This is a genomic window from Streptomyces sp. NPDC057438 (genome assembly GCF_042802995.1).
Lineage (GTDB): Bacteria > Actinomycetota > Actinomycetes > Streptomycetales > Streptomycetaceae > Streptomyces.
This window is the reverse complement of the sequence record NZ_JBHVDD010000028.1, coordinates 67,952-94,598: the sequence shown is the minus strand read 5'-3', so window position 1 is coordinate 94,598 and position 26,647 is coordinate 67,952. Positions and strand designations below refer to the sequence as shown.

General features: G+C 71.6%; 28 protein-coding genes. 14 read left to right on the top strand and 14 right to left on the bottom strand.

Features of this window, described 5'->3' with window-relative positions:
- Positions 1–115 precede the first annotated feature (115 nt).
- On the bottom strand, positions 116–1,183 hold the full coding sequence (gene mraY / locus ACFU5F_RS18050) for a phospho-N-acetylmuramoyl-pentapeptide-transferase (RefSeq protein WP_383887941.1): 1,068 nt from the start codon (positions 1,181–1,183) through the stop codon (positions 116–118).
- A 445-nt stretch (positions 1,184–1,628) separates the two neighbouring features.
- Between mraY and ACFU5F_RS18045 the strand changes: the two genes are divergently transcribed.
- Positions 1,629–2,129, top strand: coding sequence for a hypothetical protein (locus ACFU5F_RS18045; RefSeq protein WP_383887939.1), 501 nt, complete (start codon positions 1,629–1,631; stop codon positions 2,127–2,129).
- Between the two features lie 48 nt (positions 2,130–2,177).
- On the opposite strand, the gene ACFU5F_RS18040 is transcribed toward ACFU5F_RS18045, so the two are convergent.
- The 3 genes from ACFU5F_RS18040 to ACFU5F_RS18030 all read right to left on the bottom strand — a co-directional run bounded on the left by ACFU5F_RS18040 (position 2,178) and on the right by ACFU5F_RS18030 (position 5,278).
- A complete protein-coding gene (locus ACFU5F_RS18040; RefSeq protein WP_383887937.1) occupies positions 2,178–3,146 on the bottom strand; it encodes an aldo/keto reductase in 969 nt (322 codons plus the stop codon).
- Positions 3,147–3,223: 77 nt separating this feature from the next.
- Positions 3,224–4,525, bottom strand: a complete 1,302-nt coding sequence (locus ACFU5F_RS18035; protein WP_383887935.1) for an MFS transporter — start codon at positions 4,523–4,525, stop codon at positions 3,224–3,226.
- 147 nt (positions 4,526–4,672) lie between these two features.
- Positions 4,673–5,278 carry a LysE/ArgO family amino acid transporter gene (locus tag ACFU5F_RS18030; protein WP_383887947.1) on the bottom strand — a complete coding sequence of 202 codons (606 nt, stop codon included), beginning with the start codon at positions 5,276–5,278 and terminating at the stop codon, positions 4,673–4,675.
- 79 nt (positions 5,279–5,357) lie between these two features.
- On the opposite strand from ACFU5F_RS18030, the gene ACFU5F_RS18025 reads away from it, so the two are divergent.
- Complete coding sequence (locus ACFU5F_RS18025; protein WP_383887933.1) at positions 5,358–6,266, top strand: LysR family transcriptional regulator ArgP; 909 nt, start codon at positions 5,358–5,360, stop codon at positions 6,264–6,266.
- Positions 6,267–6,272: 6 nt separating this feature from the next.
- Here the strand turns inward: ACFU5F_RS18025 and ACFU5F_RS18020 are convergent, their stop codons facing one another.
- Complete coding sequence (locus tag ACFU5F_RS18020; protein WP_383887931.1) at positions 6,273–6,947, bottom strand: NUDIX domain-containing protein; 675 nt, start codon at positions 6,945–6,947, stop codon at positions 6,273–6,275.
- 103 nt (positions 6,948–7,050) lie between these two features.
- Here ACFU5F_RS18020 and ACFU5F_RS18015 point away from each other — a divergent pair, with 103 nt between their 5' ends.
- On the top strand, positions 7,051–7,728 hold the full coding sequence (locus tag ACFU5F_RS18015) for an AIM24 family protein (RefSeq protein WP_383887929.1): 678 nt from the start codon (positions 7,051–7,053) through the stop codon (positions 7,726–7,728).
- A 95-nt stretch (positions 7,729–7,823) separates the two neighbouring features.
- A complete protein-coding gene (locus tag ACFU5F_RS18010; RefSeq protein WP_383887927.1) occupies positions 7,824–8,450 on the top strand; it encodes an alpha-ketoglutarate-dependent dioxygenase AlkB in 627 nt (208 codons plus the stop codon).
- 117 nt (positions 8,451–8,567) lie between these two features.
- Here the strand turns inward: ACFU5F_RS18010 and ACFU5F_RS18005 are convergent, their stop codons facing one another.
- Entirely contained in the window at positions 8,568–9,785 is a 1,218-nt protein-coding gene (locus tag ACFU5F_RS18005) for an FAD-dependent monooxygenase (RefSeq protein WP_383887925.1), read from the bottom strand.
- Between the two features lie 338 nt (positions 9,786–10,123).
- Here ACFU5F_RS18005 and ACFU5F_RS18000 point away from each other — a divergent pair, with 338 nt between their 5' ends.
- The 3 genes from ACFU5F_RS18000 (at position 10,124) to ACFU5F_RS17990 (ending at position 11,931) form a co-directional block, all read left to right on the top strand.
- The gene (locus ACFU5F_RS18000; protein ID WP_383887923.1) at positions 10,124–10,495 is read left to right on the top strand and encodes a tyrosinase cofactor; all 372 of its coding nucleotides are present in this window, start codon (positions 10,124–10,126) and stop codon (positions 10,493–10,495) included.
- 63 nt (positions 10,496–10,558) lie between these two features.
- Positions 10,559–11,383 carry a tyrosinase family protein gene (locus ACFU5F_RS17995; protein WP_383887921.1) on the top strand — a complete coding sequence of 275 codons (825 nt, stop codon included), beginning with the start codon at positions 10,559–10,561 and terminating at the stop codon, positions 11,381–11,383.
- 95 nt (positions 11,384–11,478) lie between these two features.
- Positions 11,479–11,931 (top strand): SRPBCC family protein, encoded by a 453-nt coding sequence (locus ACFU5F_RS17990; RefSeq protein ID WP_383887919.1) that lies wholly within the window; start codon positions 11,479–11,481, stop codon positions 11,929–11,931.
- A 32-nt stretch (positions 11,932–11,963) separates the two neighbouring features.
- Here ACFU5F_RS17990 and ACFU5F_RS17985 read toward each other — a convergent pair whose 3' ends face one another.
- Both ACFU5F_RS17985 and ACFU5F_RS17980 read right to left on the bottom strand, forming a co-directional pair.
- Positions 11,964–12,701 (bottom strand): ribonuclease H, encoded by a 738-nt coding sequence (locus tag ACFU5F_RS17985; protein ID WP_383887918.1) that lies wholly within the window; start codon positions 12,699–12,701, stop codon positions 11,964–11,966.
- A gap of 61 nt (positions 12,702–12,762) precedes the next feature.
- Positions 12,763–13,572: a VOC family protein gene (locus ACFU5F_RS17980; protein WP_383887916.1), complete on the bottom strand. Its 810-nt coding sequence runs from the start codon at positions 13,570–13,572 to the stop codon at positions 12,763–12,765.
- 195 nt (positions 13,573–13,767) lie between these two features.
- On the opposite strand from ACFU5F_RS17980, the gene ACFU5F_RS17975 reads away from it, so the two are divergent.
- The 3 genes from ACFU5F_RS17975 to ACFU5F_RS17965 all read left to right on the top strand — a co-directional run bounded on the left by ACFU5F_RS17975 (position 13,768) and on the right by ACFU5F_RS17965 (position 16,300).
- The gene (locus tag ACFU5F_RS17975; protein ID WP_383887914.1) at positions 13,768–14,190 is read left to right on the top strand and encodes a DUF6153 family protein; all 423 of its coding nucleotides are present in this window, start codon (positions 13,768–13,770) and stop codon (positions 14,188–14,190) included.
- A gap of 138 nt (positions 14,191–14,328) precedes the next feature.
- Positions 14,329–15,018, top strand: coding sequence for a DUF3105 domain-containing protein (locus ACFU5F_RS17970; RefSeq protein WP_383887912.1), 690 nt, complete (start codon positions 14,329–14,331; stop codon positions 15,016–15,018).
- Positions 15,019–15,379: 361 nt separating this feature from the next.
- Positions 15,380–16,300 carry an SGNH/GDSL hydrolase family protein gene (locus ACFU5F_RS17965; protein ID WP_383887911.1) on the top strand — a complete coding sequence of 307 codons (921 nt, stop codon included), beginning with the start codon at positions 15,380–15,382 and terminating at the stop codon, positions 16,298–16,300.
- Between the two features lie 15 nt (positions 16,301–16,315).
- On the opposite strand, the gene ACFU5F_RS17960 is transcribed toward ACFU5F_RS17965, so the two are convergent.
- Complete coding sequence (locus tag ACFU5F_RS17960) at positions 16,316–17,323, bottom strand: TerC family protein (protein WP_383887909.1); 1,008 nt, start codon at positions 17,321–17,323, stop codon at positions 16,316–16,318.
- A gap of 156 nt (positions 17,324–17,479) precedes the next feature.
- On the bottom strand, positions 17,480–17,959 hold the full coding sequence (locus tag ACFU5F_RS17955) for a VOC family protein (protein WP_383887908.1): 480 nt from the start codon (positions 17,957–17,959) through the stop codon (positions 17,480–17,482).
- A gap of 218 nt (positions 17,960–18,177) precedes the next feature.
- Between ACFU5F_RS17955 and ACFU5F_RS17950 the strand changes: the two genes are divergently transcribed.
- Entirely contained in the window at positions 18,178–18,834 is a 657-nt protein-coding gene (locus ACFU5F_RS17950; protein WP_383887906.1) for an ATP-dependent Clp protease proteolytic subunit, read from the top strand.
- Complete coding sequence (locus ACFU5F_RS17945) at positions 18,834–19,436, top strand: ClpP family protease (protein WP_383887904.1); 603 nt, start codon at positions 18,834–18,836, stop codon at positions 19,434–19,436. The genes ACFU5F_RS17950 and ACFU5F_RS17945 overlap by 1 nt, the downstream gene beginning before the upstream one ends.
- 37 nt (positions 19,437–19,473) lie before the next feature.
- Here the strand turns inward: ACFU5F_RS17945 and ACFU5F_RS17940 are convergent, their stop codons facing one another.
- Complete coding sequence (locus ACFU5F_RS17940; protein WP_383887902.1) at positions 19,474–19,872, bottom strand: helix-turn-helix domain-containing protein; 399 nt, start codon at positions 19,870–19,872, stop codon at positions 19,474–19,476.
- 85 nt (positions 19,873–19,957) lie between these two features.
- Positions 19,958–20,551: a DinB family protein gene (locus ACFU5F_RS17935; protein ID WP_383887901.1), complete on the bottom strand. Its 594-nt coding sequence runs from the start codon at positions 20,549–20,551 to the stop codon at positions 19,958–19,960.
- 242 nt (positions 20,552–20,793) lie between these two features.
- Between ACFU5F_RS17935 and ACFU5F_RS17930 the strand changes: the two genes are divergently transcribed.
- On the top strand, positions 20,794–22,263 hold the full coding sequence (locus tag ACFU5F_RS17930) for an esterase (protein WP_383887899.1): 1,470 nt from the start codon (positions 20,794–20,796) through the stop codon (positions 22,261–22,263).
- A 34-nt stretch (positions 22,264–22,297) separates the two neighbouring features.
- Here ACFU5F_RS17930 and ACFU5F_RS17925 read toward each other — a convergent pair whose 3' ends face one another.
- Complete coding sequence (locus ACFU5F_RS17925; protein ID WP_383887897.1) at positions 22,298–23,620, bottom strand: DUF6777 domain-containing protein; 1,323 nt, start codon at positions 23,618–23,620, stop codon at positions 22,298–22,300.
- 213 nt (positions 23,621–23,833) lie between these two features.
- Here ACFU5F_RS17925 and ACFU5F_RS17920 point away from each other — a divergent pair, with 213 nt between their 5' ends.
- Positions 23,834–25,120, top strand: coding sequence for a streptophobe family protein (locus tag ACFU5F_RS17920; protein ID WP_383887895.1), 1,287 nt, complete (start codon positions 23,834–23,836; stop codon positions 25,118–25,120).
- 140 nt (positions 25,121–25,260) lie between these two features.
- Here ACFU5F_RS17920 and ACFU5F_RS17915 read toward each other — a convergent pair whose 3' ends face one another.
- Entirely contained in the window at positions 25,261–26,613 is a 1,353-nt protein-coding gene (locus tag ACFU5F_RS17915; RefSeq protein ID WP_383887945.1) for a lysine N(6)-hydroxylase/L-ornithine N(5)-oxygenase family protein, read from the bottom strand.
- Positions 26,614–26,647 lie beyond the last annotated feature (34 nt).

Below are 26,647 nucleotides of genomic sequence, written 5' to 3'. Positions count from 1 at the left end.
GGTTGTGGGGGGGGGGCCGGGCGCCCGGGGGGGGGGTGTCGGGGGGGGCGCCCCCGGGCGGGGGCCCGGGGGGGGGGGGGGGGGCCCCCCCCCCGCCCCCCGCCGCCCGGCCCTCTCAGCCGGCTGCCCACGCCGTGTAGAACAGGCCGAGGCCGGCGATCACACAGATGCCCTGGATGGTCCAGAAGCGGACCACGACCAGGACCTCGGACCAGCCCTTGAGTTCGAAGTGGTGCTGGAGCGGGGCCATCCGGAACACCCGCTTGCCGGTCAGCTTGAACGAGCCGACCTGGATGACCACCGACAGGGTGATCAGGACGAACAGCCCTCCGAGGACGGCGAGGAGCAGCTGGGTGCGGGAGCAGATCGCGAGACCGGCGAGGGCGCCGCCGAGGGCGAGGGACCCGGTGTCACCCATGAAGATCTTGGCCGGCGAGGTGTTCCACCACAGGAACCCGAAGCAGGCACCCATCAGCGCGGCCGCGACGACGGCGAGGTCGAGCGGATCGCGCACCTCTATGCAGGAGGCGGGGTCGGTGAGTTCCATGGCGTTGGCGCAGGAGTTCTGGAACTGCCACAGGCCGATGAAGGTGTAGCCGCCGAAGACCATCACCGACGCGCCGGTGGCGAGACCGTCCAGACCGTCGGTCAGGTTCACCCCGTTCGACATGGCCAGGATCATGAACAGGGCCCACACGACGAACAGCACCGGCCCGATGGTCCAGCCGAAGTCGGTGACGAACGACAGCTTCAGGGAGGCCGGCGTCTGGCCCCGCTCGTCGGCGAACCGGATGGCGAGCAGGGCGAACACGATGCCCACGATCAGCTGGCCGGCCATCTTCGCCCCTGCCCGCAGTCCCAGTGAGCGCCGCTTCACGATCTTGATGTAGTCGTCGAGGAACCCGACCATGCCCATGCCCGCCATCAGAAACAGCACCAGGAAGCCGGGGTACGTCGGGCTCTCCCCGGTGATGACCTTGGTCGCGGCATAGGCGACGAGGGTGGCCAGGATGAAAGCGATACCGCCCATCGTGGGCGTGCCGCGCTTGCCGGCGTGGCCACGCGGGCCGTCGTCACGGATGTACTGCCCGTAGCCCTTCCGGGCCAGCAGCTTGATCAGCAGCGGTGTGCCGATCAGCGTCAGGAACAGGCCGATGGCCCCGGCAAACAGGATCTGGTTCATCGGACGGCGGTCTCCCCATCGGTCGCGCTCTGATACGCGACGGCCTCACCGGTGTCGCTGGTTCTCACGGGCCCCACCCTATGCAGACACCTGATCTTCGTACGGCGGCGGGTAGTTGACGGTGAAGAGACGGTGCTCCGGCCGTTCCGTGCCTGGCCGCCGCGGTGCACGTCGGCCTCGCCGCGCGTACGGCGAGGGTGGTCCCGGGGAGCGTCGTCCACGGCGGCGGGTGATCCCAGAGAACCGCGTTCCAGCCACGGCGCCGCTCATCGGTCACTCGAAACGGTGCTCGCGGCACGGCCGGTCCACGGGCGGCGTCCGGGGCTCCACCGTGGCGAGCGCCCCGCGGTCCGGGCGCCGACCGAGCGTCCGGCACGGCTCGCGCCACCCCTCCCCCACCGGGCCCCCGCTCCGTCCTCCGGCCAGGGCTGAGACACTGCACGTCATGGCCACCTTCACTCCCGCGCGCGCCCTGCTCATGCTGACCACCGGGCTGACCTGTCTGCTGATGGCGGTCGGCGCCCTCATAGGCGCGCTGATCGGCGGCGGTCCCGTCGCACTGGGGGCGGCCGTGTGCGCCGGGCTGGTCGGCATGGTGGGCTCGCTCATCGTGCGCCGACGGGCCATGGCCCACTTCGCCATGGCCCAGCGGCAGGCCGGGCAGCGGGGCTATGCCGAGGGCATCGCGCACGGCGTGCTCATCCATGTCACCGCCTACGAGGCCGCCGTCTTCCCCCGCACCGGGCCGCACGGCGTCAGCTCCGAGGAGCGTGAGGCCCGCCGTACCATCGCCTACCGTATGGCCGCCCTCGACGAGGTGCCCCAGAAGGTCCGGGTGGCCGCCGCGGACGCCCTCGCCCTCCTCGACAGGACCGACCGTGAGGGCGCCGAGGAAGCCCTGGCCCGCCTCGCCACCACCGTGCGCCTGGAGTACGCCCGGCTGTGAGACCCGCGCGGCAGGCGCCCGCCCCTCACCGGCCGGGCGCCGCCGGTCTCAGTGTCCGCTGATCGCGCGGGGCGTGTAGGGCCGCTCCAGTTCCTCGATCTCCTTGTCCGTCAGGGTGACGTCGAGTGCGGCGACGGCGTCGTCGAGGTGGTGGGGCCTGGTCGCGCCGACGATGGGCGCGGTCACGGTGGGGCGGCTCAGCAGCCACGCGAGGGCGACCCGGGCGCGGGGCACGTCGCGCTCACCGGCGATCCGGGTGACGGCGTCGACGATCTCGCGGTCGCCGTCCTGGTAGAGGGTCCTGCCGAAGTTGTCGCTCTCGGCGCGTGCGGTGACGGTGCCCCAGTCACGGGTGAGACGGCCGCGGGCGAGCGGGCTCCAGGGCAGGGTGGCGACGCTCTGGTCCTCGCACAGCGGCAGCATCTCGCGCTCCTCCTCGCGGTAGAGGAGGTTGTAGTGGTTCTGCATGGACACGAACCGCGTCCAGCCGTGCAGGCGCGCGGTGTGCTGCATCTTGGCGAACTGCCAGGCGTACATCGAACTGGCCCCGATGTAGCGGGCCTTGCCGGCCTTCACGACGTCGTGCAGCGCCTCCATGGTCTCCTCGACCGGGGTGCGCGCGTCGAAGCGGTGGATCTGGTAGAGGTCCACGTAGTCGGTGCCGAGGCGCCGCAGGCTGGCGTCGATCTCCGTCATGATCGCCTTACGGGACAGGCCCAGGGCGTTGGGCCCCTGGTGCATGGCGCCGTTCACCTTGGTCGCGAGGACGATCTCCTCGCGCCGCGCGAACTCGGCCAGCGCGCGGCCGACGATCTCCTCGCTGGTGCCGTCGGAGTAGACGTTCGCCGTGTCGAAGAAGTTGATCCCGGCGTCCAGCGCCCGCCGGATCAGCGGGCGGGACGCCTCCTCGTCCAGGGTCCACTCGTGGGGGCCTCGGTCGGGGAGTCCGAAACTCATGCATCCCACGCAGATCCGGGACACGTCCAGACCGGTCGGGCCGAGCTTCACGTACTGCATCGTTGCGACTCCTGCCTGTGGGGTGTGCGGCTGCCCAGCGTACGGAACGGCGGCGGAGGAACGGAGGGGCCGATCGGTCAGATCCGGTACCGCCTCAGGTCCGGTGTGACGGTCGCCAGGAGCAGCATCGCGGCGATGACGAGCAGGCCGCCGCCGACCACGGCCGTCCGGGCCCCGAAGGCCGCGCCTGCGGTGCCGTGCAGGACGTCGGCGAGCCGGGGTCCGCCGGCGACGACCACGGTGAAGACGCCCTGCATCCGGCCGCGCATCTCGTCGGTGGCGGCGGACAGCAGGATGGCACCGCGGAAGATCATGGAGACCATGTCCGCGACCCCCGCGGCGGCGAGGAACAGCACCGCGAACCAGAGGCTGGTGGTGAGCCCGAAGCCCGTGACGGCCGCGCCCCAGGCCATGACGGCCACGATCACCATGAGTCCGTGCCGGCGGGAGCGGGAGAAGGTGCCCGACATCAGACCACCGACCAGGGCGCCGACGGGGACGGCGGCGAACAGCAGGCCGAGGGCGAGACCTTCGCCGTAGGGCGCGTACGTGGTGTCGGCCAGTTGGGGGAAGAGGGCGCGGGGCATGCCGAGGACCATCGCGATGATGTCGGCGAGGAAGGACAGCAGGAGCACCTTGTGCAGGGCGATGTAGCGGAAGCCCGCGAGGACCTCCCGCCAGCCGGCGCGTCGGGGCTTCGCGTTGTCCAAGGGGGGCAGGGAGGGCAGCTTGTGGACCGCCCAGAGGGTGACGCACAGGGCCAGCGCGTCGATCAGGTACAGCTCGGCCAGGCCGATGACCGGGATGAGGGCGCCGGCGAGCAACGGGCCTGCCACCAGGCCCAGTTGCATCACGGTCGAGCCGAGGGCGGCTGCGGCCGCCAGTTCACCGGCGGGGACCAGCCGGGCCACGGAGGCGTTGCGGGCGGGTGAGTTGAGACCGAAGAACGCCTGCTGGAGGGCGAGCAGGGCCATCAGCGCCCACACCGATTCCAGCCCGATGACGGCCTGTACCCAGAACAGCACCGAGGTGGCGGCGATGCCGGTGTTGGTGACGAGCAGCAGGGTGCGGCGGTCCACGCTGTCGGCGACCGCGCCGCCCCACAGGGCGAACACCACCAGGGGCAGCAGACCGGCGAGGCTCGCGTAGCCGACCCAGGCGGAGGAGCCGGTGATGTCGTAGATCTGCTTGGGTACGGCGACGGCGGTGAGCTGGCTGCCGACGGCCGTCACGATGGTGGACGACCACAGCCGACGGTAGGCGGGGCGGCGCAGGGGGCGGGTGTCCATCGCCCAGCGGTGACGGCCCCGGCGGGGCGGCGTCGGGGCGTCGCCCTCCGGTGCGGTGTCGTCGCCGGCGCTGCTCTCGGTGGTGTCCACGGGCATCCTGATGCTCGATACATCTTTCGATTCGGGCACCACTATCGCGGAGATCACCGCTGCCGGGACAGGCAGCCGCGCAGCCGTCTCACATGCTGTCGCCCCCGCGCCTCACCGGGGAGGGTCGCCGTGTCCCGCCGGAGGGGATCACGCCCCGGCGATCAACATCCCGCCGAGCGCGAGCATCGTCACCGCGACCAGGCCGTCGAGGACCCGCCAGGCAGACGGGCGGGCCAGGAAGCGGCTGAGCAGGCGGGCACCGAAGCCGAGCGCGGCGAACCAGCACAGGCTGGCGAGGCCGGCGCCGAGGCCGAAGGTCCAGCGCAGGGGGCCACGGTCGGAGGCGATGGAGCCGAGCAGGAACACGGTGTCGAGGTAGACGTGGGGGTTGAGCCAGGTCAGGGCCAGACAGGTGAGGACGGCCCGCCGTCGTGAGCCCGCCGACCCGTTGTCCGCGCGCAGGGCGGCGTCGCCCGGCCGCAGGACGCGGCGGACGGCCAGGGCGCCGTAGACCAGGAGGAAGCCGCCGCCGACCAGGGCGACCGCCTTCAGCGCGCCGGGCCAGGCGACGACCACCGCGCCGACCCCGGCGACGCCGAGGGCGATCAGCACCGCGTCGGAGAGGGCGCAGATGGCCACGACGGGGAGCACGGCGTCGCGGTGCAGTCCCTGGCGCAGGACGAAGGCGTTCTGGGCGCCGATGGCGACGATGAGGGAGAGGCCGGTGCCGAATCCGGCCGCGAGGGCGGTCATTTCGCTGAACACACCCTCGACGCTAGGAAACGCACCACCCATGCGTACAGCTAAAGATTCTTACGTATCATTAGCATTCGTGATGTCTCAGCTTCCGGCCGACCTGGTGCGCACCCTGCTGACGGTGGTGGACGAGGGTACGTTCGACGCGGCCGCCGCCGCCCTGCATGTGACACCGTCGGCGGTCAGCCAGCGGGTCAAGGCACTGGAGCAGCGGGTCGGCCGGGTCCTGCTGGTCCGCGCCAAGCCGGTGCGGACGACCGAGTCCGGTGAGGTGATCGTCCGGTTCGCGCGCCAGCTGGCCCGCCTCGAACACGACGCGCACACCGCGCTCGGCATGACCGGCGCCGACGAGACCACGCGGGTGTCCATCGCCGTGAACGCCGACTCGCTGGCCACCTGGTTCCTGCCCGCCCTCACCCGCGTGCCCGAGGAACTGCGCCCTTGCTACGAACTGCTGCGCGAGGACGAGCAGCACACGGCCCGGCTGCTGCGCGAGGGTCTGGTGACGGCTGCGGTCACCTCGGCGCCGGACGCCGTGGCCGGGTGCTCGGTCCGGCCGCTCGGCCGGATGCGGTACCTGCCGTGCGCCTCGCCCGGCTTCGCCGAACGGTGGCTCGGCGCCGGAACGGACGTGCCGCTCGAAGACGTGATCACGGACGCGCCGGTCGTGTTCTTCGACCGGCGGGATGACTTCCAGAACGTCTTCGTCCGCCGCCTGACGCGGGGCCGTCCGGCCGGGGCGCGCCGGCACTACGTGCCGACGTCCGAGGGCTTCGCCGACGCCGTGGCCTCCGGGATGGGCTGGGGCATGGTGCCCGCCGCGCAGGCCGAGCCGTTGCTCGCCGCCGGACGGCTCGTGGACCTGGCCCCGGAGCGACCCGTGGACACCCCGCTGTTCTGGCAGCAGTGGAAGCTCGACTCGCCGACGCTGACTGCCGTGGCGGACGCGGTCGCCGCGGAGGCCGCCGAGGCGCTCGACCCCTGAGTCGGCTCATCCGGGGGCGAACGGCCCTTCCAGCGCCGCCCACTGGAGCAGCATGATGGTCTTGGCGTCGGCGATCTCCCCGCTGCGGATCATCTCCAGGGCCCTACGGAAGGGCAGTTCGACGAGTTCGATGTCCTCGCCCTCCTCGTCGAGGCCCCCACCCTCGTGCGTACGGGTCGAGGGGCCGTACGAGGCGGCGTAGAAGCTCACGCGTTCGGTGACCGAGCCGGGGCTCATGTAGATGTCGAAGACGTGCTGGATCTCGCCGATGGTGTGGCCGGTCTCCTCGATCACCTCACGCCGTACGGCGATCTCGGGGTGCTCGTCCTCCTCGTCGAGCAGGCCGCCGGGTGTCTCGATCAGCATTCCGTCGGGGTGCCCGTTGACGTACACCGGGTAGCGGAACTGGCGGGTGAGCAGGACAGTTTCGCGCCCGGCGTCGTAGAGGAGGACGGTGGCGCCGTTGCCCCGGTCGTGCGTCTCGCGCTCCTGGGTGCTCCAGGTGCCGTCCGCGTGCTGGAAGTCGAAGGTCGTCGTGCGCTCCACGTACCAGTGGCTGGACAGCAGTCGCACGTCCCGGACCTTCACGCGCGGGTTGCCGGTCAGGTCCCGGCCGGTGCGGTCGAGCCCGGTGCGGCCCCGGCGGTCCGGGAGGTCGACGCCGACGGTCTTGTTGGTCATGCGTCCGCTTCTACCACCCCGGCCACGGCCTTGTCAGTCGCCTCAATTGGCGTGCACCGCGCGTCGCTTGGCGGAATCGGGCGCTCCGGGACAGCATGCCCGTATGAAGAGTGATCTTTTCTCCCACGAGAACATGGTGCAGCTGGCCCACGCGCCCGGCATGACCCTGCAGAACGCCAAGTCCATCAAGTACGCGGTCAACGGCGAGATGCTCGCCCGGCAGGGCGCGATGATCGCCTTCCGGGGGAACCTGCAGTTCGAACGCAAGGGCCAGGGCATGGGCGGCATGCTCAAGCGCGCGGTCACCGGGGAGGGGCTGCCGCTGATGGCGGTGCGCGGTCAGGGCGAGGCCTGGTTCGCGCACGAGGCGCAGAACTGCTTCATCGTCGATGTCGAGCCGGGCGACGTGTTCACCGTCAACGGCCGCAACGTGCTCTGTTTCGACGCCTCACTGTCCTACGAGATCAAGACCGTGAAGGGGGCCGGCATGACCGGCGGCGGTCTGTTCAACAGCGTGTTCACCGGGCAGGGCAGACTGGGTCTGGTGTGTGACGGCAATCCGCTGGTCATCCCCGTCTCACCGCAGCTGCCCGTGTTCGTCGACACCGACGCGGTGGTGGGCTGGACGGCACATCTGAACACCTCGCTGCACCGCTCCCAGTCCTTCGGCTCGATGATCCGGGGCGGCTCCGGGGAGGCCGTGCAGCTGAAGCTGGAGGGCGAGGGCTTCGTGGTCGTGCGGCCGAGCGAGGTGACACCGCAGAAGGCCCAGCAGCACTGACCGGGCGGTGGTGGACGAGGGAGCCCCGCGACCGACCTGGGCGGATCCGACATCTCGCTCGAACAAGCTGTCGAATCTGGGAGTACGCTGGCCATATGGCCATGCACCTCCAGGGCTCCCTCTTCGACCAGTCCGACGACCTCCGCCTCGGCCCCCTCGACGGGCTACGCCGGCGCGAGCTGGGCGCCGGCGCCTGGATCGACCTGCTGCCCGGCTGGCTCACCGGTGCCGACGCCCTCTTCACCCGACTCGCCGAGGAGGTGCCCTGGAAGGCGGAGCGGCGGCAGATGTACGAGCAGGTCGTGGACGTACCGCGACTGCTTGCGTACTACGGCGCCGAGGACGCCCTCCCCGACCCCGTCCTGGACGAGGCCCGGGAGGCGCTGTCCACGCACTACGGCTCCGAGCTGGGCGAACCGTTCGCCACGGCGGGGCTGTGCTTCTACCGCGACGGCCGCGACAGCGTGGCCTGGCACGGCGACCGGATCGGGAGGGGCGCCCGGGAGGACACGATGGTGGCCATCCTGTCCGTGGGCGACCCCCGCGACCTGGCCCTGCGTCCGCACGGCGGCGGGGAGACCCTGCGGTTTCCGCAGGGGCACGGCGACCTGATCGTGATGGGCGGCTCCTGCCAGCGCACCTGGGACCACGCGGTCCCGAAGTCGACACGGGCGGTGGGGCCGCGCATCAGCATCCAGTTCCGGCCGCGGGGCGTGCGCTAGGGCCCTTCTGCCGGATCTCCGCGGCGTCGCGACGCCCGGCACGCCGAGAGCACGCACCGAACGCCGCTCCTTCTCCCATGGAGACCCGTCAGACGGGCCCTGGCCCGAGTGCCTGAGCTACATCCGGTCGGCGTCGGCGAGGGCCCGCGCCTGTGAGGACCGGGCCAGCCTGGGGCCCAGCCAGCGCTTGAGGCGGCGCAGGGCCTCCAGGCGGCCCGCCGCACGGTCGAGGCGGTAGTAGAGCTGCGGCGGCACGTACGGCAGCAGCGGGGAGTGCCGCTGGCCGAGGAGCGCGAACATCTGTTCCGGGGGCAGGTCGATGTACCGCTGGATGTTCTCGTACCACTGCGCGCTGTGGCGGGCCGCGCTCTGCAGCCGCAGCAGCTCCGACTTGCGCCGCCCCTCGTACGCGGTGAGCGCCGCCTCCGTGTCCGGGTGTGCGCCGAGGGACTCGGCCAGGCAGATCGCGTCCTCCAGGGCGAGGGTGGTGCCGGCGCCGATGGAGTAGTGCGTGGTGTGGGCGGCGTCGCCGAGCAGGACGACGTTGCCGTGGTGCCAGGCGCGGTTGGTCAGCGTGCGGAAGTTGAGCCACTGGGCGGTGCCGTCGTCCTGGGCCCGGCCGAGGAGCGGGTGCCCGTCCAGGATGCCGGCGAAGATCTTCTCCAGCAGGGCGAGCCCGTCACCCTCGCCGAGACGGTCCAGACCCAGGCCGCTCAGCGTCCGCGGGGAGCACTCGATGACACAGGTGCTCTGCTCGTCGCTGAACGGGTAGGCGTACGCCCAGATCCAGCCGTGGTCGGTCTCCTGGAAGGAGAAGGTGAACGCGTCGTGGACCTTGCTGGTGCCGAGCCAGATGTAGGCGTTGCGGCCGAGCGTGATGTCACTGCCGAAGCGGTCGGCGTGCCGCTCGCGCACGGTGCTGTTGACCCCGTCGCCCGCGACGACGAGATCGGCGTCCGGGAGGTCGTCGGCCGTGATGCCGTCCTCGTACGCGACGCGGACGCCCAGGTCCCGCGCCCGCTCGGCGAGCAGTTCCAGCAGGCGGCGCCGGCCGATGCCGAAGCCCCGGTCGCCCGGCTGGACCGTCGTGCGGTCGCGGACGTGGGCGACCCCGCGGTTCCAGGTGACGGAGTTCTCGCTGATGGCGAGAGCCGTCTCGGGATCCTTCTCGCGGAGCTTGTCCAGTAGCTCGGCCCAGTAGGTCACACCCCAGCCGTAGGTCGATCCGGCCGGGTTCCGTTCATGGACGGTGATGTCGTGGGACGGGTCCTGCCGCTTCATCAGGATCGAGAAGTACAGGCCTGCGGGTCCGCCGCCGACGCACGCGATCTTCACGCACACTCCCATTTCGCTGCGCAAAGCGATCAATTGACCACGAAGAGTAGCAGTGCGGGCGCGCCCCGGAATCGCGTCACTTTGCGCGCGTGACAGCCGTCACCCGATCCGCACACCTCCCGCAAGATCATCGGCCACACCCCCCGCGTCGGGCGGAATCTCTCCCTCCACCCCTGCGCGAAGATCCGCCACAGCAAGATCATCTTCGTTCAATCTTGCACGACATGTACGCGATTGTCCTGATCTCAGCCAACCGGATTCCGGGAATTTCCCCCGTTCCCCACTTGATCGATAGGCATGACGGGTCATCAATCACCCCTTGTCCAGAAGGTTCTCGCATGCCCGACATCACCCGCCGCCACGCCCTCGGAGCGGCGGCCGCCCTCGCCGCGACCGTCGGCGCCCCGCTCACCGCCGCCGCGGACGACCACGAGACCCACCAGGGTCACCAGGGCGCCGCGGCCCCCGAGACCTTCGACGAGGTGTACCGGGGCCGCCGCATACAGGGGCACGCGGCCGACGGCGGCGCTCACCATCACGGCGGCGGGTACGCCGTGTTCGTCGACGGGGCCGAACTGCACGTCATGCGCAACGCCGACGGCAGCTGGATCAGCGTCGTCAGCCATTACTCCCCCGTGCCGACCCCGCACGCCGCCGCCCGCGCCGCGGTCGACGAACTCCAGGGCGCCCGTCTCGTCCCCTTCGGCTGACCCGCACCCGCAGCACCGGAACCACCCGAGCCACCCCGAACCACCGCAAGGAGCCGCAGAGCCATGACCATACGCAAGAACCAGGCGACCCTGAGCGCCGACGAGAAGCGGCGCCTGGTCGACGCCCTGATCGCACTGAAGCGCTCCGGCCGCTACGACGAGTTCGTGACGACCCACAACGCCTTCATCCTCGGCGACACCGACAACGGCGAACGCACGGGCCACCGTTCGCCGTCCTTCCTCCCCTGGCACCGCAGATTCCTGCTGGAGTTCGAGCGGGCCCTGCAGTCCGTGGACCCCGCCGTCGCGCTGCCCTACTGGGACTGGACGGCCGACCGCACGACCCGGTCCTCCCTGTGGGCGCCGGACTTCCTCGGTGGCACCGGACGCAGTCGCGACGGACGGGTGATGGACGGACCGTTCGCGGCGTCCACCGGCAACTGGCCCGTCAACGTACGCGTCGACGGCCGTACGTATCTGCGCCGCTCCCTCGGCGGCGCGGTGCGCCAGTTGCCGACCCGGGCCGAGGTGGACTCGGTGCTGGCGATGTCCACGTACGACATGGCGCCCTGGAACAGCGCCTCGGACGGCTTCCGCAACCACGTGGAGGGCTGGCGGGGCGTCAACCTGCACAACCGGGTGCACGTCTGGGTGGGGGGACAGATGGGCACCGGCGTCTCCCCCAACGACCCGGTCTTCTGGCTGCACCACGCCTTCGTGGACAAGCTGTGGGCCGACTGGCAGCGTCTGCACCCCGGCTCGGCCTACGTACCGGCGGCCGGGACGCCGAACGTGGTCGATCTGAACGAGCCGATGAAGCCGTGGAACGACACGAGTCCGGCAGCACTGCTGGACCACACCGCGCACTACACCTTCGACGCCGCCTGACCACGTTGATCCCCGGGGGACTTGGGTACCCGCTCCGGACGCGCCCGGGGCGACCCGGTCGCGACCGACACGCAACCGATGTGAGGAGGCGACCGATGACCCAGATCGAGGAGTCCGTCGAGGTCCACGTCCCCGTCCGGACCGCCTACAACCAGTGGACGCAGTTCGAGACGTTTCCCGAGTTCATGAGCGGGGTCGAGCGGATCGAGCAGCGTTCGGACACACTCACGCACTGGGTGACCAAGGTGGACGGCGTGCGGCGGGAGTTCGACGCGGAGATCACCGAGCAGATTCCGGACGAGCGAGTGGCATGGACGACCGTCGGCGGCGAGGCCCGTCAGGCCGGCGTCGTCACCTTCCACCACCTCTCCGAGGAACGCACGAAGGTCATGCTGCAGATGGTCTTCGAGCCCACGGGCACCGCCGAGAAGGTGGCCGACAAGCTCGGGGTCGTGAAGCGGCAGACCAAGGGCGACCTGGAGCGCTTCAAGACCTTCATCGAGAAGCGCGGCCGGGAGAGCGGGGAGTGGCGCGGCGCCGTCGTGTGACGCCGCACCCCACGCGTCGTGCCGTGCGGCGGCTACTCGGCTCCGGCCGACGCCGCCGTACGGCACTCCGGGTGGCCCCAGCCCTGGTCGTTCTTGGCGATGGGTTCACCCGCGGCGTACGAACGGCCGCACAGACAGCGGCCGGGGAACTTCGCCTTGATCGTGCGGGACGAGCCCGAGGACGAGGACGACGAGCTGCCCCGGGTGCCGGGCCTGCCCGATTTCCCGGACTTCTTCGCCGCGCTCCAGCGGGACGGGACGGTGTCGGGCGCGGCCGGCGGCTCCGGGGAGCCCAGCTCGGTACCGGCCGGCTCCTGGACGACGGCCGCCTGGCTCGCCGCACGGTCGGCGAAGTCGTTCAGGGGGTCGCCGTCGACCTGGTGCGCGGGCACGTAACGGAAGTCCACGGTACGGCCGGTGAGCAGCTCGTCGATACGGACCACGAGTTCCTGGTTGGCGACCGGCTTGCCGGCGGCCGTGCGCCAGCCGTTGCGCTTCCAGCCCGGCAGCCAGGTGGTGACCGCCTTCATCGCGTACTGGGAGTCCATCCGGATCTCGATCGGAACCGCCGGGTCGGTGGCCGCCAACAGCCTCTCCAGCGCGGTGAGTTCGGCGATGTTGTTGGTGGCCCTGCCCAGCGGGCCCGCCTCCCAGCGCGAGGGGGTCTCGTCGTCCTCGGCGACCACCCAGGCCCAGCCCGCTGGTCCGGGGTTTCCCTTGGAGGCTCCGTCACAGGCGGCCACGACACGTTCCGGCATGCACTCGATCATGCCATGCGCGAGGGCGTGGGACCGTCCACGGGTCCCACGCCCCCGCGCGTCCGGCAGCGCCTCAGTCGACGTCCGTGAGCGTCGGCATCTCGCCCTGCGTGGTGCCGACGTCGATGACCGAGAAGGACGCGCCCTGCGGGTCGCTGAGCGCGGCGAAGCGGCCGAAGGGGGTGTCCATCGGGCCGAAGCGCAGGACGCCGCCCCGCGCGGTGGCCCGGGCGACCGCGTCGTCGCAGTCGGGGACGGTGAAGTACACGTTGATGTACGAGGGCACCTCGGGCGGGAAGTCCTCCGCGGTCATGTTCATCCGGCCGAGCAGCGGCTTCTGTCCCAGGTCGAAGACCCGGAAGTCCATGTGGGGGTTACCGGGGTCGTCCATCCGCTTGGAGCGGAAGGAGAAGACGGCCGGGAAGAACGCGTCCGACTTCTCGGGTTCACGGGTGAAGATCTCGGCCCACACATACGCGCCGGGTACGCCCATGGCTTCGAAGCCCTCGTGGACGCCCGCCTGCCAGCCGCCGAAGACGACGCCGTCCGGGGAGCGGGCCAGCAGCATGGAGCCGAACTCACCGACCTGCATCGGCTCCATCAGCACCTCGCCGCCGTTCTCACGGATCCTGGCCGCGGTGGCGTGCACGTCGGACGAGGCGAAGTACAGGCACCAGGCGGACTGGCCCTCCTGGCCGGGCATCGGCGGGACGACCGCGGCCACCGCCTTGCCGTCCGCGTACGCCTGGGTGTAGTTGCCGTACTCGGACGACGACTCGCCGAACGTCCAGCCCAGTACGTCACCGTAGAAGGCCTTCGCCCCCTCGACGTCGCTGAACATCGCGTCGACCCAGCAGGGCGTTCCCTCGGCTTGTGCGGCCATCGCGCCACTCTCCTCGGTTCGGCAGGTGGTTTCCCCGGCTCTCACGCTAGCCAGGACCGGTGCCGCACGCGCGCCGAAGGGGACGGATCGCGTGAAACCGGCACGGGATGCGCGGGGCGGGACCACGACTGTGCGGCGTCTGATAATTTCAGCGGCGCTCGCACTCTCGTTCGCCTCGACTCGTGAGGTGGCTCCATGCCCGGCCGGCCGTTCAGACCTACGGCGCTGCCGTGCGTCCGGGGCCGGTCGGCGCGCGTGCTGCTCGTGGTCGTGTCGGCCGTGACCACGTTCCTGTTGTTCTGCGCGGGCTCGCCTCCCGGTGACACTCCGGCGCAGCGCCCGCACACGGTCTCTGCGGGGCCTCGGGCGGAGGTTCCCGTCGCCGCGCGAGCGGGTCAGGTGGACCGCGATCCCTGCGAGCACCGTCCCGGCGGACGCGACTGCCACTCCCCCGACCCCACCGCGGTGCTCGTCCAGGTGCCGTCGCCCGGCGCCGACCACACCGCCACCTCCTGGCAGCCGGTGACGGCCGGGGCCCCGGTGGCGCCCGCCGGTTCGCGGGAGCCGGGGCGGTCCCGCCCTCCCGATCTCCACGAACTGCAGTTGCTCCGCGTCTAGGCCATGCGCCGGGAGCCCCGTGGGCCCCGCGGAGATCCCTCCGCGGGGCCCAGCGCGGGCACCGGCCCCCGCGACAGATCCGAGACGACCAGCAGCACCGCCCGGCCGTACGCGGCACGGCGGGGAGAAGGACACCCCATGGCTTCATCCAAGGCGAAGGCCAACAACGGCGGCCCGAAGGGCAGGAACAACAGCCCCAAGGCGAGGGAGGCGGCGCGGCGCGCCCGTGTGGAGGAGATACGCAAGGCCGAGCAGGCGCGTGAGCGACGGACGCGGGTGCTCATGATCGGCGTCACCACCGCCATCCTCGCCGGGCTCGTCGGCGGCGGCTGGTACCTCATCGACTCCGCGCAGGACAAGGAGGCCGCGGAGGCGGCGGCGAAGGCCGCGCCGGTCGACGGGGTCAAGAGCTGGTCCAAGCTCACCCAGAACCACGTCACCGAGCCCGTCGAGTACAAGATGAGCCCCCCGGTGGGCGGCGACCACAACCAGGTGTGGGTCAACTGCGACAAGCAGGTGTACACCAAGGCCGTGCCGAACGAGAACGCGGTGCACGCGCTGGAGCACGGCGCCGTCTGGATCACGTACAACGACAAGGCGGCCGAGGCCGACGTCAAGTCGCTGACCGGCCTGGTGAAGAAGACGACGTACTCGTTCATGAGCCCCTACGAGGACCAGTCCTCCCCCATCGTGCTGAGCGCCTGGGAGCACCAGCTGAAGGTGGACAAGGCGTCCGACCCGCGGGTGCGGAAGTTCCTGAACAAGTACATCCAGGGCGAGCAGACGCCGGAGCCGGGTGCCGCGTGCAGCGGCGGCATGACCCCGTGACCTGAGCGCTGACGGGGGCGCCCGGCCGGACCGGGCGCCCCCGTGTGCCCGCGAGGGCACGACCGCCTCGGCTCCGCCGCTCACCCGGGTGCGCTGCGCCCGGGCCGCACGGTAGCGGGCTGTCCGACCTCGCAGGACCCCACGGGCGGCTGGGTGACTGGGTGTCGAGCCGACGGAGTGAGCGAGCCGCGAGTCGTACCACGGGCCTCGGCGGGCCGTCCGGGTACGGGATCGCCCCCCGGGCCGCACGGGCCGGCGCACCGGCCGGGGCCTTCCGCGTGGCCGACACATGTCTTCCGCCGCGCGGCGGGCTGTGCTTGCCTGGGGAACCGTTTTCGATGGCCGGGGCCGGAGTCGCCGTATGCGCAGGGCGTGGATCGTGGGAGTGGCGGGAGCGGTGCTCGCCGCGCTGTCCCTGGGCGCGTGCGGGGATCCGGAGTCCGCGCCGGACGGGCCCCCGCCCTCGGCCACGGCGCCCGACCCGTCACCGACCACCCGTTCGCGGGCCACCACCGCGCCCCGGGACAGCGAGGCCGCGAAGCCGGCGCCGAAGGTGCTCTACCTCGGGGACTCGCTGGCCGTGGAGAACCAGCGCGTCCTCGGCACTCTGCTGAAGGACGGTCTCGGCGCCCGCTACACGAGCGTGCCGTACGGGGGCACCACGCTGTGCGACTACCTGGAGGGCACGGCCGACCGGTCGCTCGTCCCGCCCCGGGACAAGGCGGCCGCACTGGTGCGCCGGCTGCGTCCGGACTACGTGGTCCTGCAGTTCTGGGGCAACGCGTGGGACTACACGCCCTGCATGGACGGCGTCACCTACGGCAAGGCCCGCGCGGAGTACTTCCGGCGGTACGAGGCCGCCGCCGACGGGCTCACCGAACAGATCGCGAACGCGGGCGGCGAGCACCGGCCCACGATCGTCTGGGTGCTCCAGGGCCCGGACCCGATGACCCCGGACCGGGTCCGCCGTGTGAACGCCCTGTACGAGAGGCAGGCCGAGGACTCCGGCGACCTCACCGCGGACGCCGGCCGGGCCGTGAGCCCGGCCTCGGACCGCTACACCTGGACCCAGTACCTGCCGTGCACCCCGTACGAACGCGCGCACGACGGCTACTGCACCCAGCCGGACCGGGCCCGTACCGCCCTCCACCACGACAAGGACTATCTCCACTTCTGCCTGGCCCCGACGACGTCCAGGCCGAGGCCCTGCCCGGTCGTGTCCCCCGGCATCACGCGCATGGCCCGCGCGATCACGCGGGCCATCGCCGACGACGCGTCCTAGAGCCGTGGATCCGGCCTAGACGGGCTGCGAGGTGTGCTCGTCGTCCCCCGCGGCCGTGTTCTGTCCCCGCCGGTCCCGCTCCCGCTGTCGCCTGGAGGCCCAGAGGCTGGTGGCGGTGGTGACGGCGAGGACGAGGACGATGAAGCCGAGGGAGAAGGGGATGGTGATCTCGGGGACGTGGACGCCGGACTCGTGCAGGGCGTGCAGGACGAGTTTGACGCCGATGAAGCCGAGGATGATCGACAGGCCGTAGGAGAGGTGGACGAGCTTCTTCAGCAGGCCGCCGATCAGGAAGTACAGCTGACGCAGGCCCATCAGGGCGAAGGCGTTGGCGGTGAAGACGATGTACGGGTCCTGGGTGAGGCCGTAGATCGCGGGGATGGAGTCGAGGGCGAACAGGACGTCGGTGGAGCCGATGGCGAGCATCACCACCAGCATCGGCGTCATCACGCGCCCGCCGTTCTCCTCCACCCACAGCCGGGTGCCGTGGTAGCGGTCGGCCACCCCGAAGCGTTTCTCCACGGCCTTGAGGAGCTTGTTCTCCTCGTACTCCTCCTCGTGGCCGCTCTTGCGGGCGTCCTGCACCAGCTTCCAGGCCGTGTAGATCAGGAACGCGCCGAAGAGGTAGAACACCCAGGAGAAACTGGAGATGATCGCCGCGCCGGCGGCGATGAAGACCGCACGCAGCACCAGGGCCATCAGGACACCGACCATCAGCACCCGCTGCTGGTACTGCGGGGGCACCGCGAACTTCGCCATGATCAGCACGAAGACGAAGAGGTTGTCGACGCTGAGGGACTTCTCGGTGACGAACCCCGCGAAGAACTCCCCCGCGGGCCCGCCGCCGCCGAAGGCCAGCACGCCCAGGCCGAACGCGACCGCCAGGGCGATCCACACGGCCGACCAGATCCCGGCCTCCTTCACCGACACCTCGTGCGGTTTCCGGCCGATGAAGAAGTCGACGGCGACCAACAGCCCCAGGGCCACGATCGTGAGCAGCCAGGTGGACAGCGAGACGTTCAAGGTTCCTCCGGGTCACAGGCGTTGCACGGGAAAGCCTCACCGGAGTCCTTTGCGACCGCTACCCGGCCCAGGTAAAGAATGACCGAAATCGCGGTGCCCGGCTGGTGGGAGGCCCGGCCGGGAGGGCCGCCCACCGGAAGGAGGATGTGCGGACCGCTACTCGCCCGCGTACGCCTTCTGCAGCGCGGCGAGGTCGAGCTTGCCCATCGCCATCATCGCCGCCGTGGCGCGGGCCGCCTTCTGCGCGTCCGGGTCGCTGATCATCTCGATGAGAGCGGTGGGCACGACCTGCCAGGACACGCCGAACCTGTCCTTGAGCCAGCCGCAGGGGCCGGGCTCGCCCCCCTCGGTGAGGCTGTTCCAGTAGTAGTCGATCTCGTCCTGGTCGGCGCAGAGGATCTGGAAGGAGACGGCCTCGGTGAACGTGAACTGCGGGCCGCCGTTGAGGGCGACGAACCGCTGGCCGTTGGCCTCGAAGTCCACGGTGAGCACCGTGCCGGCGGGCTGGTGCGCGCCCTCGCCGTAGTGGGTGACCCGGCCGAGCCGGGAGTTCTTGAAGATCGAGACGTAGTGGGCGGCCGCCTCCTCCGCCTGGCCGTCGAACCACAGGCAGATGGTGAATCCGTCGCTGGACATGAGTGCCTCCTCGGGGCGGGGTGTGTCGTCTCTGTATCGACCGGTCCCGCTGCCGAAACTCATCGGTGGCGCGGGCATCCGCTGGGGAGGAGCACGGCGGGCGACCGGCCTCTGCTGTCGGCTAATCTGCCGTGGGCAGAGAAAGTCCAGGTGAGGGGGGTTCGTGGGGAGGGTGGAGTCAGCGGCCACCACGGTCGCGTCCATCCGAGGGAGGAAAAGTGACTCCATCGACCACCGGCCGGGCCCCCGCGTTCGCCCCGCGCGCCGAGGAGGGCGACACCCCGGCGTCCCGCTTCGACGACCATCTCGCCGCGCAGCTCCTCGCGCAGCGGATCGTCTTCCTGGGCACCCAGGTCGACGAGGTCTCCGCCAACCGGGTCTGCGCCCAGTTGCTGCTGCTGTCGGCGGAGGATCCGCGCACCGACATCAGCCTCTGCATCAACAGCCCCGGCGGTTCGGTCACCGCGGGCCTCGCCGTCTACGACACGATGCGGCTGATCCCGAACGACGTGTCGACGCTGGCGATGGGCTTCGCGGCGAGCATGGGCCAGTTCCTGCTGAGCGTGGGCGCCCGCGGCAAGCGCTACGCACTGCCCAACGCGCGGATCATGATGCACCAGCCGTCGGCGGGCATCGGCGGCACCACCGCCGACATCGAGATCCAGGCGGAGAACCTGGAGTTCACCAAGCGCGCCATCGAGCGGATCACCGCCGAGCACACCGGCCAGAGCGTGGAGACGATCTCCCGGGACGGCGACCGCGACCGCTGGTTCACGGCCGAACAGGCCAGGGAGTACGGGATGGTCGACCGGGTCGTCGAGGCGCTCGACGACGTACGGCCGGCCACCTCGCGCCGACGGATGGGGCTGCAGTGATGGGGACGTACACGATTCCGAACGTGGTCGAGCGGACGGCGCAGGGCGAGCGGTCCTACGACGTGTTCAGCCGGCTCCTGTCCGAGCGGATCATCTTCCTCGGCACCGAGATCGACGACGGGGTGGCCAACGTCGTCATCGCGCAGCTGCTCCATCTGGAGTCCTCGGCGCCGGAGAGCGAGATCGCGATCTACATCAACTCGCCCGGGGGATCGTTCACTTCGCTGATGGCGATCTACGACACGATGTCCTACGTACGTGCGCCGGTATCGACGTTCTGCGTCGGGCAGGCGGCCTCGACGGCGGCGGTGCTGCTGGCGGGCGGGGACGCCGGGCGGCGCTTCGTGCTGGAGCACGCGCGGGTGCTGCTGGGGCAGCCGGCGAGCGGGGGCCGTCAGGGCACGGTCTCCGATCTCGCCCTGCAGGCCAAGGAGATGGTGCGGATCCGGGCCCAGGTCGAGGGTGTGCTCGCGCGGCACACGGGGCGCGAGGTGGCCGATCTGCGGGCCGACATGGACCGGGACAAGGTGTTCACGGCTCAGGAGGCGGTGGCCTACGGGCTGGCGGACGAGGTGCTGAACCGGCGGCTGGTGGGGGTCTGAGGGCCCGCGCCCCGGCGAGGGGCGCGGGGTACGGCAGTCAGGCCACGAGGCACAGGCCGTCGTAGGGGGCCCGGGGGGTCCTGCGGGTGGCGTGGCGGGTCAGCTCCGTCTGCGCCAGCGACAGCAGGTCACCGAGGCCCAGGCCGAGGGCCTGGGCGGCGGCCGCGAGGACCTCCGAGGAGGCCTCCTTGCGGCCTCGTTCCACCTCGGAGAGGTACGGCATCGAGATGCGGGCCTCGTCGGCGACGTCCTTCAGGGTGCGTTCCTGTGCCAGCCGTTCGCGGCGCAGCACGTCGCCGACCAGGTCGCGCCAGAGGGGTTCCCTGGCAGGGGGAGCGGCCGGGCCGACCGGACGGACCGGGCGGGCGGCCGCCGGGCCCGTCGGCGCCGGGCGCAGCGGGATGACTCGGGCTTCGTTCGAGGCGTGTCGGCTCACTTCTCCAGCCTAGGAACTCGAGGCGGGAGGGGAAGGGGGCGGCGTTCCGCCCTCAGGGAAATCGCCGGGTGGCGGCTCCGGGGCGTCACTCGCCGATGCGGCCGTCGATGCGTTCGCGCAGGAGGTCGGCGTGGCCGTTGTGCCGGGCGTACTCCTCGATCAGATGGACCAGGACCTCGCGCAGGGCGATGGGCTCGCCGTCGTGGCGTCCGGTGGCCGCGAGGTCGGGGGCCGCCGCCACGAGGCGTTCGGCGAAGTCGACCTCGCCGCGCCAGGTCCGCCAGGCATCGGCGACGGCGTCCGGGTCCGCCACGGCGTCGTTGAAGTCCCCGTCCGGGTCGTCCCCGGCGCGATAGTGGCGCGGCGACGGGGGCTCCCCCGCCAGCACCTGGCGGAACCAGTACTGTTCGACGCCCGCGAGGTGGCGTACGAGGCCGAGCAGCGACATGTTCGACGGTGGCACCGAACGGCGGGCCAGGGCCTCGGCGTCCAGATCCGCGCACTTCAGCTCCAGGGTCAGCCGCTGGTTGCGCAGATACCCGACCAGCGTGGCCCGCTCTCCCTCGAAGCCTCCGTCGCCGCGCGGATCTCCTTCGGGGCCGACGAACCGGTCCCCCCAGCCGGGTTTCCGCTCGGGCAGGGGCTGTTCGTCGGGCCGGGTCACACCAAGGTCACTCATACGCAGGAGCATCGACGGTCATGGTGCCGCCGCGCCACCCCATTTCCGCCGGTCACGCCGCGTCGGCGTGCTCCGGCGGCGGGGCCCGGGGGCAGGTCCGGAGGCTAAGCCTCCTGAACCGGCCGTGGATTCCCGTACAACCCTTGCTCACCACGAGGTGTCGAACACGGCGCCGGACAAGGAACGGGCCCTTTCCGGACACCCCCGCGCTGCCCGGCCGTTCTTACTTCCAGGAGCCGAACATGCGCAAGAACCGTTCGGCAGCGCTCGCCGCTGCCACATTTCTTCTTGTCTCGGGCGCGGCCATCGCCACCGCGCCGTCCGCCTACGCCGGCGCGCCCGGCAGCACACGGGCCGGTGACCGCAACAGCGACTTCAACGGCGACGGTTACGAGGACATCCTGGTCGGCGCGCCCGGAGCCACCGTGAGCGGCAAGCAGGGCGCCGGCCTGGTGACCGTGCAGTACGGCTCGTCCAAGGGCATCGGCACGAGCAATGCCACCCGCTTCAGCCAGTCGACGTCGGGGGTCGCGGGCGCGGCCGAGACGGGAGACGGGTTCGGCCGGGCGGTCGCCACGGGCGACCTGGACGGCGACGGGTACGACGACGCCGTGGTGGGCATCCCCGGCGAGGACATCGGCACGCTCAAGGACGCGGGCGGCGTGGCCATCCTGTGGGGTTCGAAGGCCGGGCTCCAGGGTGCCGCGAGCGACTGGCTGGAGACCGAGGAGCCCGCCGCGGGCGAGCAGTTCGGCACCGGTCTGGCCGCCGGCCGCTTCACCGCCGAGACGGACGGCGACATCCTCGCCGTCCTCGACCCGTACGGAGTGGAGCTGTTCGCGTACGACGAGGCGGCGCGCGGCCCGATGCGCCGGGAGTCCGCCCAGCGGTTCGACGCGAAGGCCGAGGCCCGTGACATCCGGCCCGTGTCCATGACCACCGGAGACTACGACAAGAACGGCTTCGCCGACCTCGTCGTGTCGGGGCTGAGTCTGGGCGACGAGCCCGGGTACGGGTGGTCCGCGTATCTGTCGGGCAACGCGGACGGACTGAAGTACGAGCGCGATCTGCGTGGCGGTCCGGTCGCGGCGTCCGGGGACATCAACAACGACGGTTACGACGACCTGGTGACCGGTGATCCGAACTCCCCGGACGACCAGCCGGGTGAGACGCAGACGGGCGGGCTCGTCGGCGTGCGCCTCGGGGGTCCGGACGGCCCGGCGGCGGACCCGGACTGGTGGGTGCAGGACTCCCCGGGCGTGCCCGGTGTCGCCGAGGCCGGTGACGGCTGGGGCTCGGACCTGTCGGTCGCGGACACCGACGGGGACGGGTTCGCGGACGTGGCGATCGGCGCCGCGGGCGAGGACATCGGCACGGTGAAGGACGCGGGCGCCGTGTGGGTGCTGCGCGGCTCCGCCGCCGGGCTGACCTCGGCCGGCGCCCGGTCCTGGGACCAGAACTCCGCGGACGTGCCGGGCGCCGCGGAGAAGGGCGACAAGTGGGGCGCCCAGGTCCGGCTGACCGACCCGAACGGCGACGGACGCTTCGGGCTGCTGGCCGCCGCGCCGGGCGAGAACACCGGCGACGGTCATGTCTGGGTGCTCTCGGCGGGCTCGGGCGGTGTCACGGCGGCCGGGTCGTGGACGTACAACGCCGCCTCCCTCGGGGCGCCCCATGTGAACGCCCTGTTCGGGTCCGCGATCGACGAGTGAGGCGACGGGGCCCCGAAACGGCCGCGCGAGCCGGTCAGGAATCCGGGTCGGCCGGATCCGGGACACCGTCGAGGGATGCCGACCCGGTGGTCGTGGTGTCGTCCGGCGGCGCGTCGGCCGTCTCGGGGCTCTGCGGCGGTGTCGTGGGCCCGGTGGTCGGTGTCTCCGGCACCGACGGGGGCGAGGTGGACGGGGTCGCGGAGGACGAGGAGGGGCAGGGGCTGGCGCTGCCGTCGGAGTCCCTCTTCTCGGGGTTCTTCGTCGCGTCGCTCGGGGACGAGGGGCACGGCTCGGGGGATTTCGAGGGCGGTTCCTCGGAGAACGACGTCGACGCCGACGGGGAGGGCTGGTTGACGGGCGGGGTGGTCTTCTTGTCCTTCCCGCCCGTGTCACCGGCGGGGCGGGTGAACCAGTCGTCGTGCTCGGGGTCGTAGAGGACGAACACATCGACGACCACGGTGGAGCGCTCGACGACCACGACGTTCTGCGGCCGGTACGACGGCCAGGAGTCGCCCTTCGGCTCCGGTGTGGTCTTCAGCGCGACCGGCGGCTTCAGCGGGTTGCCGCACGCGCAGCGCACCCGGGGGACGCCCCGGTCGTCGATGAGGACGGCCGTGCCGGACTGGAGGACGGCCTGGTAGCTGGTGGCGGCCCCGTCGCGGTAGCCGTGGTTGGTCACCCGGGTGTCCATGCGCAGCTGTACGGGGGTCAGTGAGCGCAGATAGGCGGGTACCCCGGAGGAGTCGACACCGGCGACGGAGGCGAACGCGTCGTTCTTGGCGGGGTTCGCCCCCAGCACCTTGATCTGCTTCTCCACGTCACAGCTGGAGACGTTGCGCGTGCCGCCGTAGAGGCCGGGGGACGAGCCGTCCACGGCACGGGTCACGTTGGCGGGTTCCGAGCTGCTCGGTGTGGCCGTGGGGGTCTCGGGCACGGTGGAGCTGTCCGTGGCCGTCGACTCGGTGAACGGGTCGGGGCCCGCCTTGCCTGCGGCCTGGAGAAAGACCTCGCCGCCGGCGGAGCCGCCGGAGTCGTCGGAGCGGGTGAAGACGACGATCAGGACCACCGCGACGAGAGCCGCGGTGACCATGAGGGCGACACGGGGAGCGGACCGCCACCACGGATGACCGGGGCTTCCGGGGCCGCCGGTTCCTCCCGAGCCGCCCGGGCCACCCCCGGAGCCGCCGGTGCCGCCCGGACCGCCGGTGCCACCGGGGCCCGAGGCGTCGTCCGGTGGCACCGGGGCGCTCGGCCGCGTGGGGCTGGGCGGGGCGGTGGGACCGGGCTGCTGCGGCCCGGACAGAGGACCGGAGGGCGGTCCTGTGGGACGGCCGGAGGACGGCTGTTCGGAACTCACGGGTCTTCTCCCGGCGTAGGGATTTCGCGGCGAAGCACTGGGACCGATGTCAGTCGATTGATCGACGTCGGTCGATGCACATGTTTAACCGCTTTGTGACTCTTTTCTCCGTAACAGGGCCATTGTGTCCTCTGGTCCCGCGGCGCCCGCAAGCCGAACGAGGCCGGGTGCTCCGGCGCGCGGAGTGTCACCGCCGTGCTTAGCGTGGCAAGAGTGAGCCCTCGGACCCTGTCGCCCCGGCAGCCCACCGCACCCGAGCGGGCGGTCGCCCGCCACGGCTGGCTCCACGCCCTCGCGACCGTGCTGGCCGGGCTGATCGCGATGATCGTGGTGGCGTCCCTCGGCCTGTGGGCGGCGGGCGCGGCGGACCTCCCGGACGGCGCGTTCCCCCGGGTCGTCGCGGCCACCGTCGTGACGGCGGTCGGCGGCACGATCGAGCTGTCCGGGGGCGCCGGCTCCCTCGCCGAGACCCGGGCGGGCCTGACCGTGATGCCGCTGTCGGTGACCGTCGTGGGCGCGCTGGTGATCGCGGCCGGGTTCCTGCGGCCGTTGCGTCATCGGGCGGTGACGGGCGCGGCCGAACTCGCCGGCTGGGCCGCCCGGATCGCCGTCCTGTGGCTGGCGGCGCTGACCGGCCTGGCGCTCTCCGCCCGGCAGAGCTTCGACATCCCGCTCGGCGACGTGGGCGACCTCCTCGGCACCTCCGCCGACGTGGGGTTCGAGGCGGCCATGGCGCCGACCCTGTTCTTCGGACTGGTGTGGCTCGCCGGGGTTCTCGTCCTGGCGCTGCTGGTCGCGCGCGGGGCGCCGCTGCCCGCGCGGCTGCTGCGGTCCCAGGAGTCGGTGCGCCCGGCCGCGTACGCGATGGTCGGCCTGCTGCTGGCGTGCCTCGCCATCGGACTGGTGATCGCGGCCGTGGTCGCGATCACCCGTGGGCACGCCGCGGAGACCGCGGCGCTGATCCTGCTGGGCCTGCCGAACGTGGTGTGGCTCGCCTTCACGATCGGCCTGGGCGCCACCTGGGACAGCCAGGTGGAGGGCCCCTTCGGGCTGCCGATGCCGAAGATCCTGGACGAGGTCGTGCGCGGGCCCGACGTGTCCACCCTGAACCTGGGCTCGCTCGCCGAGTACGACGGCCGGGTGTGGTGGTTGCCCGCCGTGAACGCCGTGCTGCTGCTCGTGGCCGCGTTCGTGATGGCTGCCCGCTCCCCCGCCCGGATACGGCTGTGGCAGCACGCCGTGCACATGGCGGCCGCTCTCGCGCTGACGGTCCTGATGGTCTGTCTCGTGGCCCGGATCTCCGCGCACTACGGGCTGTCGGTCCTCGGTATCGGTGACCTCGGCGGCGGCCTGGGCGGGGAACTGTTCCTGCGGCCCCACCTGTGGACCGCGCTCGGGCTCGCCGTGCTGTGGGGACTCGTGACCGGGTTCCTGGGCGGGGCGCTGGCCAGGGGTGTGCGGCGCCGGGGCGCGGTCGGCGAGGGCGCCGGCCGCCGGTAGGCGGGGCGCGGGCGTCCGGGAGCGGGCGCCGGGCGACGCCCGCGTGGAGGGGCGCCGCGCGGCCTGCGGCGCCCCGGTCTCAAGCGCTCACGTGCACGCCCTGGGGGCACCGCTCACGCTCACGCCTTCGGGGCCGCCGCTCACGCCTCCGTCGTCGTCAGTCTCTCCGCGCGGCGGGAGAGGAGGGAGGCGCAGATCTCCCCGGCGCGGACGGCGGTGGTGGAGAGCAGTGTCGAGGTGAGGCCGTGGGTGTGCTCGGTGCCGCCCTGGAGGTAGATGTCCGCGCTGACGTCGGGGGCGGTGGCCACGCGGTGGTCACGGCCGACCTGGAGGGCGTCCTCCTCGTCGCGCAGGCAGAGCTTGCCGATCTCGCCGAGGTTGTCGCCGACCCCGCGCGGCCGGTAGCCGGTGGCGTGGACGAGGAGGTCCGCGGAGAGGGTCTCGCGCTCCCCCGTCGGCAGGAACTCCACGGTGACCCGGACGTCGTCCGTGCCCGCCTCCACCTCGCGCAGGCGGGAGACGTTCATCATCCGCAGCCGTTCCCGGCCCTGGACCTTCTCCTGGTACATGGTCCGCGACAGCGACTCGATCAGATCCATGTCCACGACGGAGTAGTTGGTGCTGCGGTGGTAGTCGAAGAGGGACTGCTTCACCTCACGGGGCGAGCCGTAGTACAGGTCGACGGCCTCGGGGTCGAAGATCTTGTTGGCGAAGGGGCTGTCGTCGGCGGGCGTGTAGCCGTACTTGGCGAAGACGGAGCAGATCTCGGCCTCGGGGAAGCTGCGGTGGAGGTAGTCCACGGCCTCCGCCGCACTCTGTCCGGCGCCCAGGACGACGGCGCGGCGTATCGGGCGGCCCGAACGCTGGGCCTGCGCGACGCGGGGCAGCAAGTCGCTGGTGTGCCAGACGCGGTCGGACAGGACCGCGTCCGGCGGGAGGTGCGGTTCCAGGCCCGCGGCCACACAGATGCTGCGGGCACGGCGGACGGTGAACCGCTCCGGGTCGCCGGGGGTGCGGCTGGTGACGTCGAAGTAGCGGATCTCGCCGTCCCGGGTGACGGGGCGCACGGAGACGACCTCGGCGGAGTACTCGACGAGGTGGGAGACGCGGGCGGCGGCCCACTCGAAGTAGTCGTGGAACTCGATGCGCAGCGGGAAGAGGGTCTTCAGGTTGAGGAAGTCGACGAGCCGGCCCTGGTCGCGCAGGTAGCACAGGAAGCTGAAGTCGCTGGTGGGATCACGCATCGTCACCAGGTCCTTCAGAAAGGACACTTGCATGGTGGCATCGTCGATGAGCATGCCGCGGTGCCAGCCGAACCGGGGTTGTCTCTCCAGGAAGCCGACCCGCAGCCCGTCCTCGGGGGCGGCCCCGGCGGAGTGTTCGTGCAGCGCGATGGCGAGTGCCAGATTCGACGGGCCGAATCCGATCCCCAGTACGTCGTAGATGGAATCCGGCCCGGTGTGCAGCATCGTCACCGCGTCATCGCCTTTCATCGAGAAAAGGGGTCCACACAGTCGCCCCAGCAGG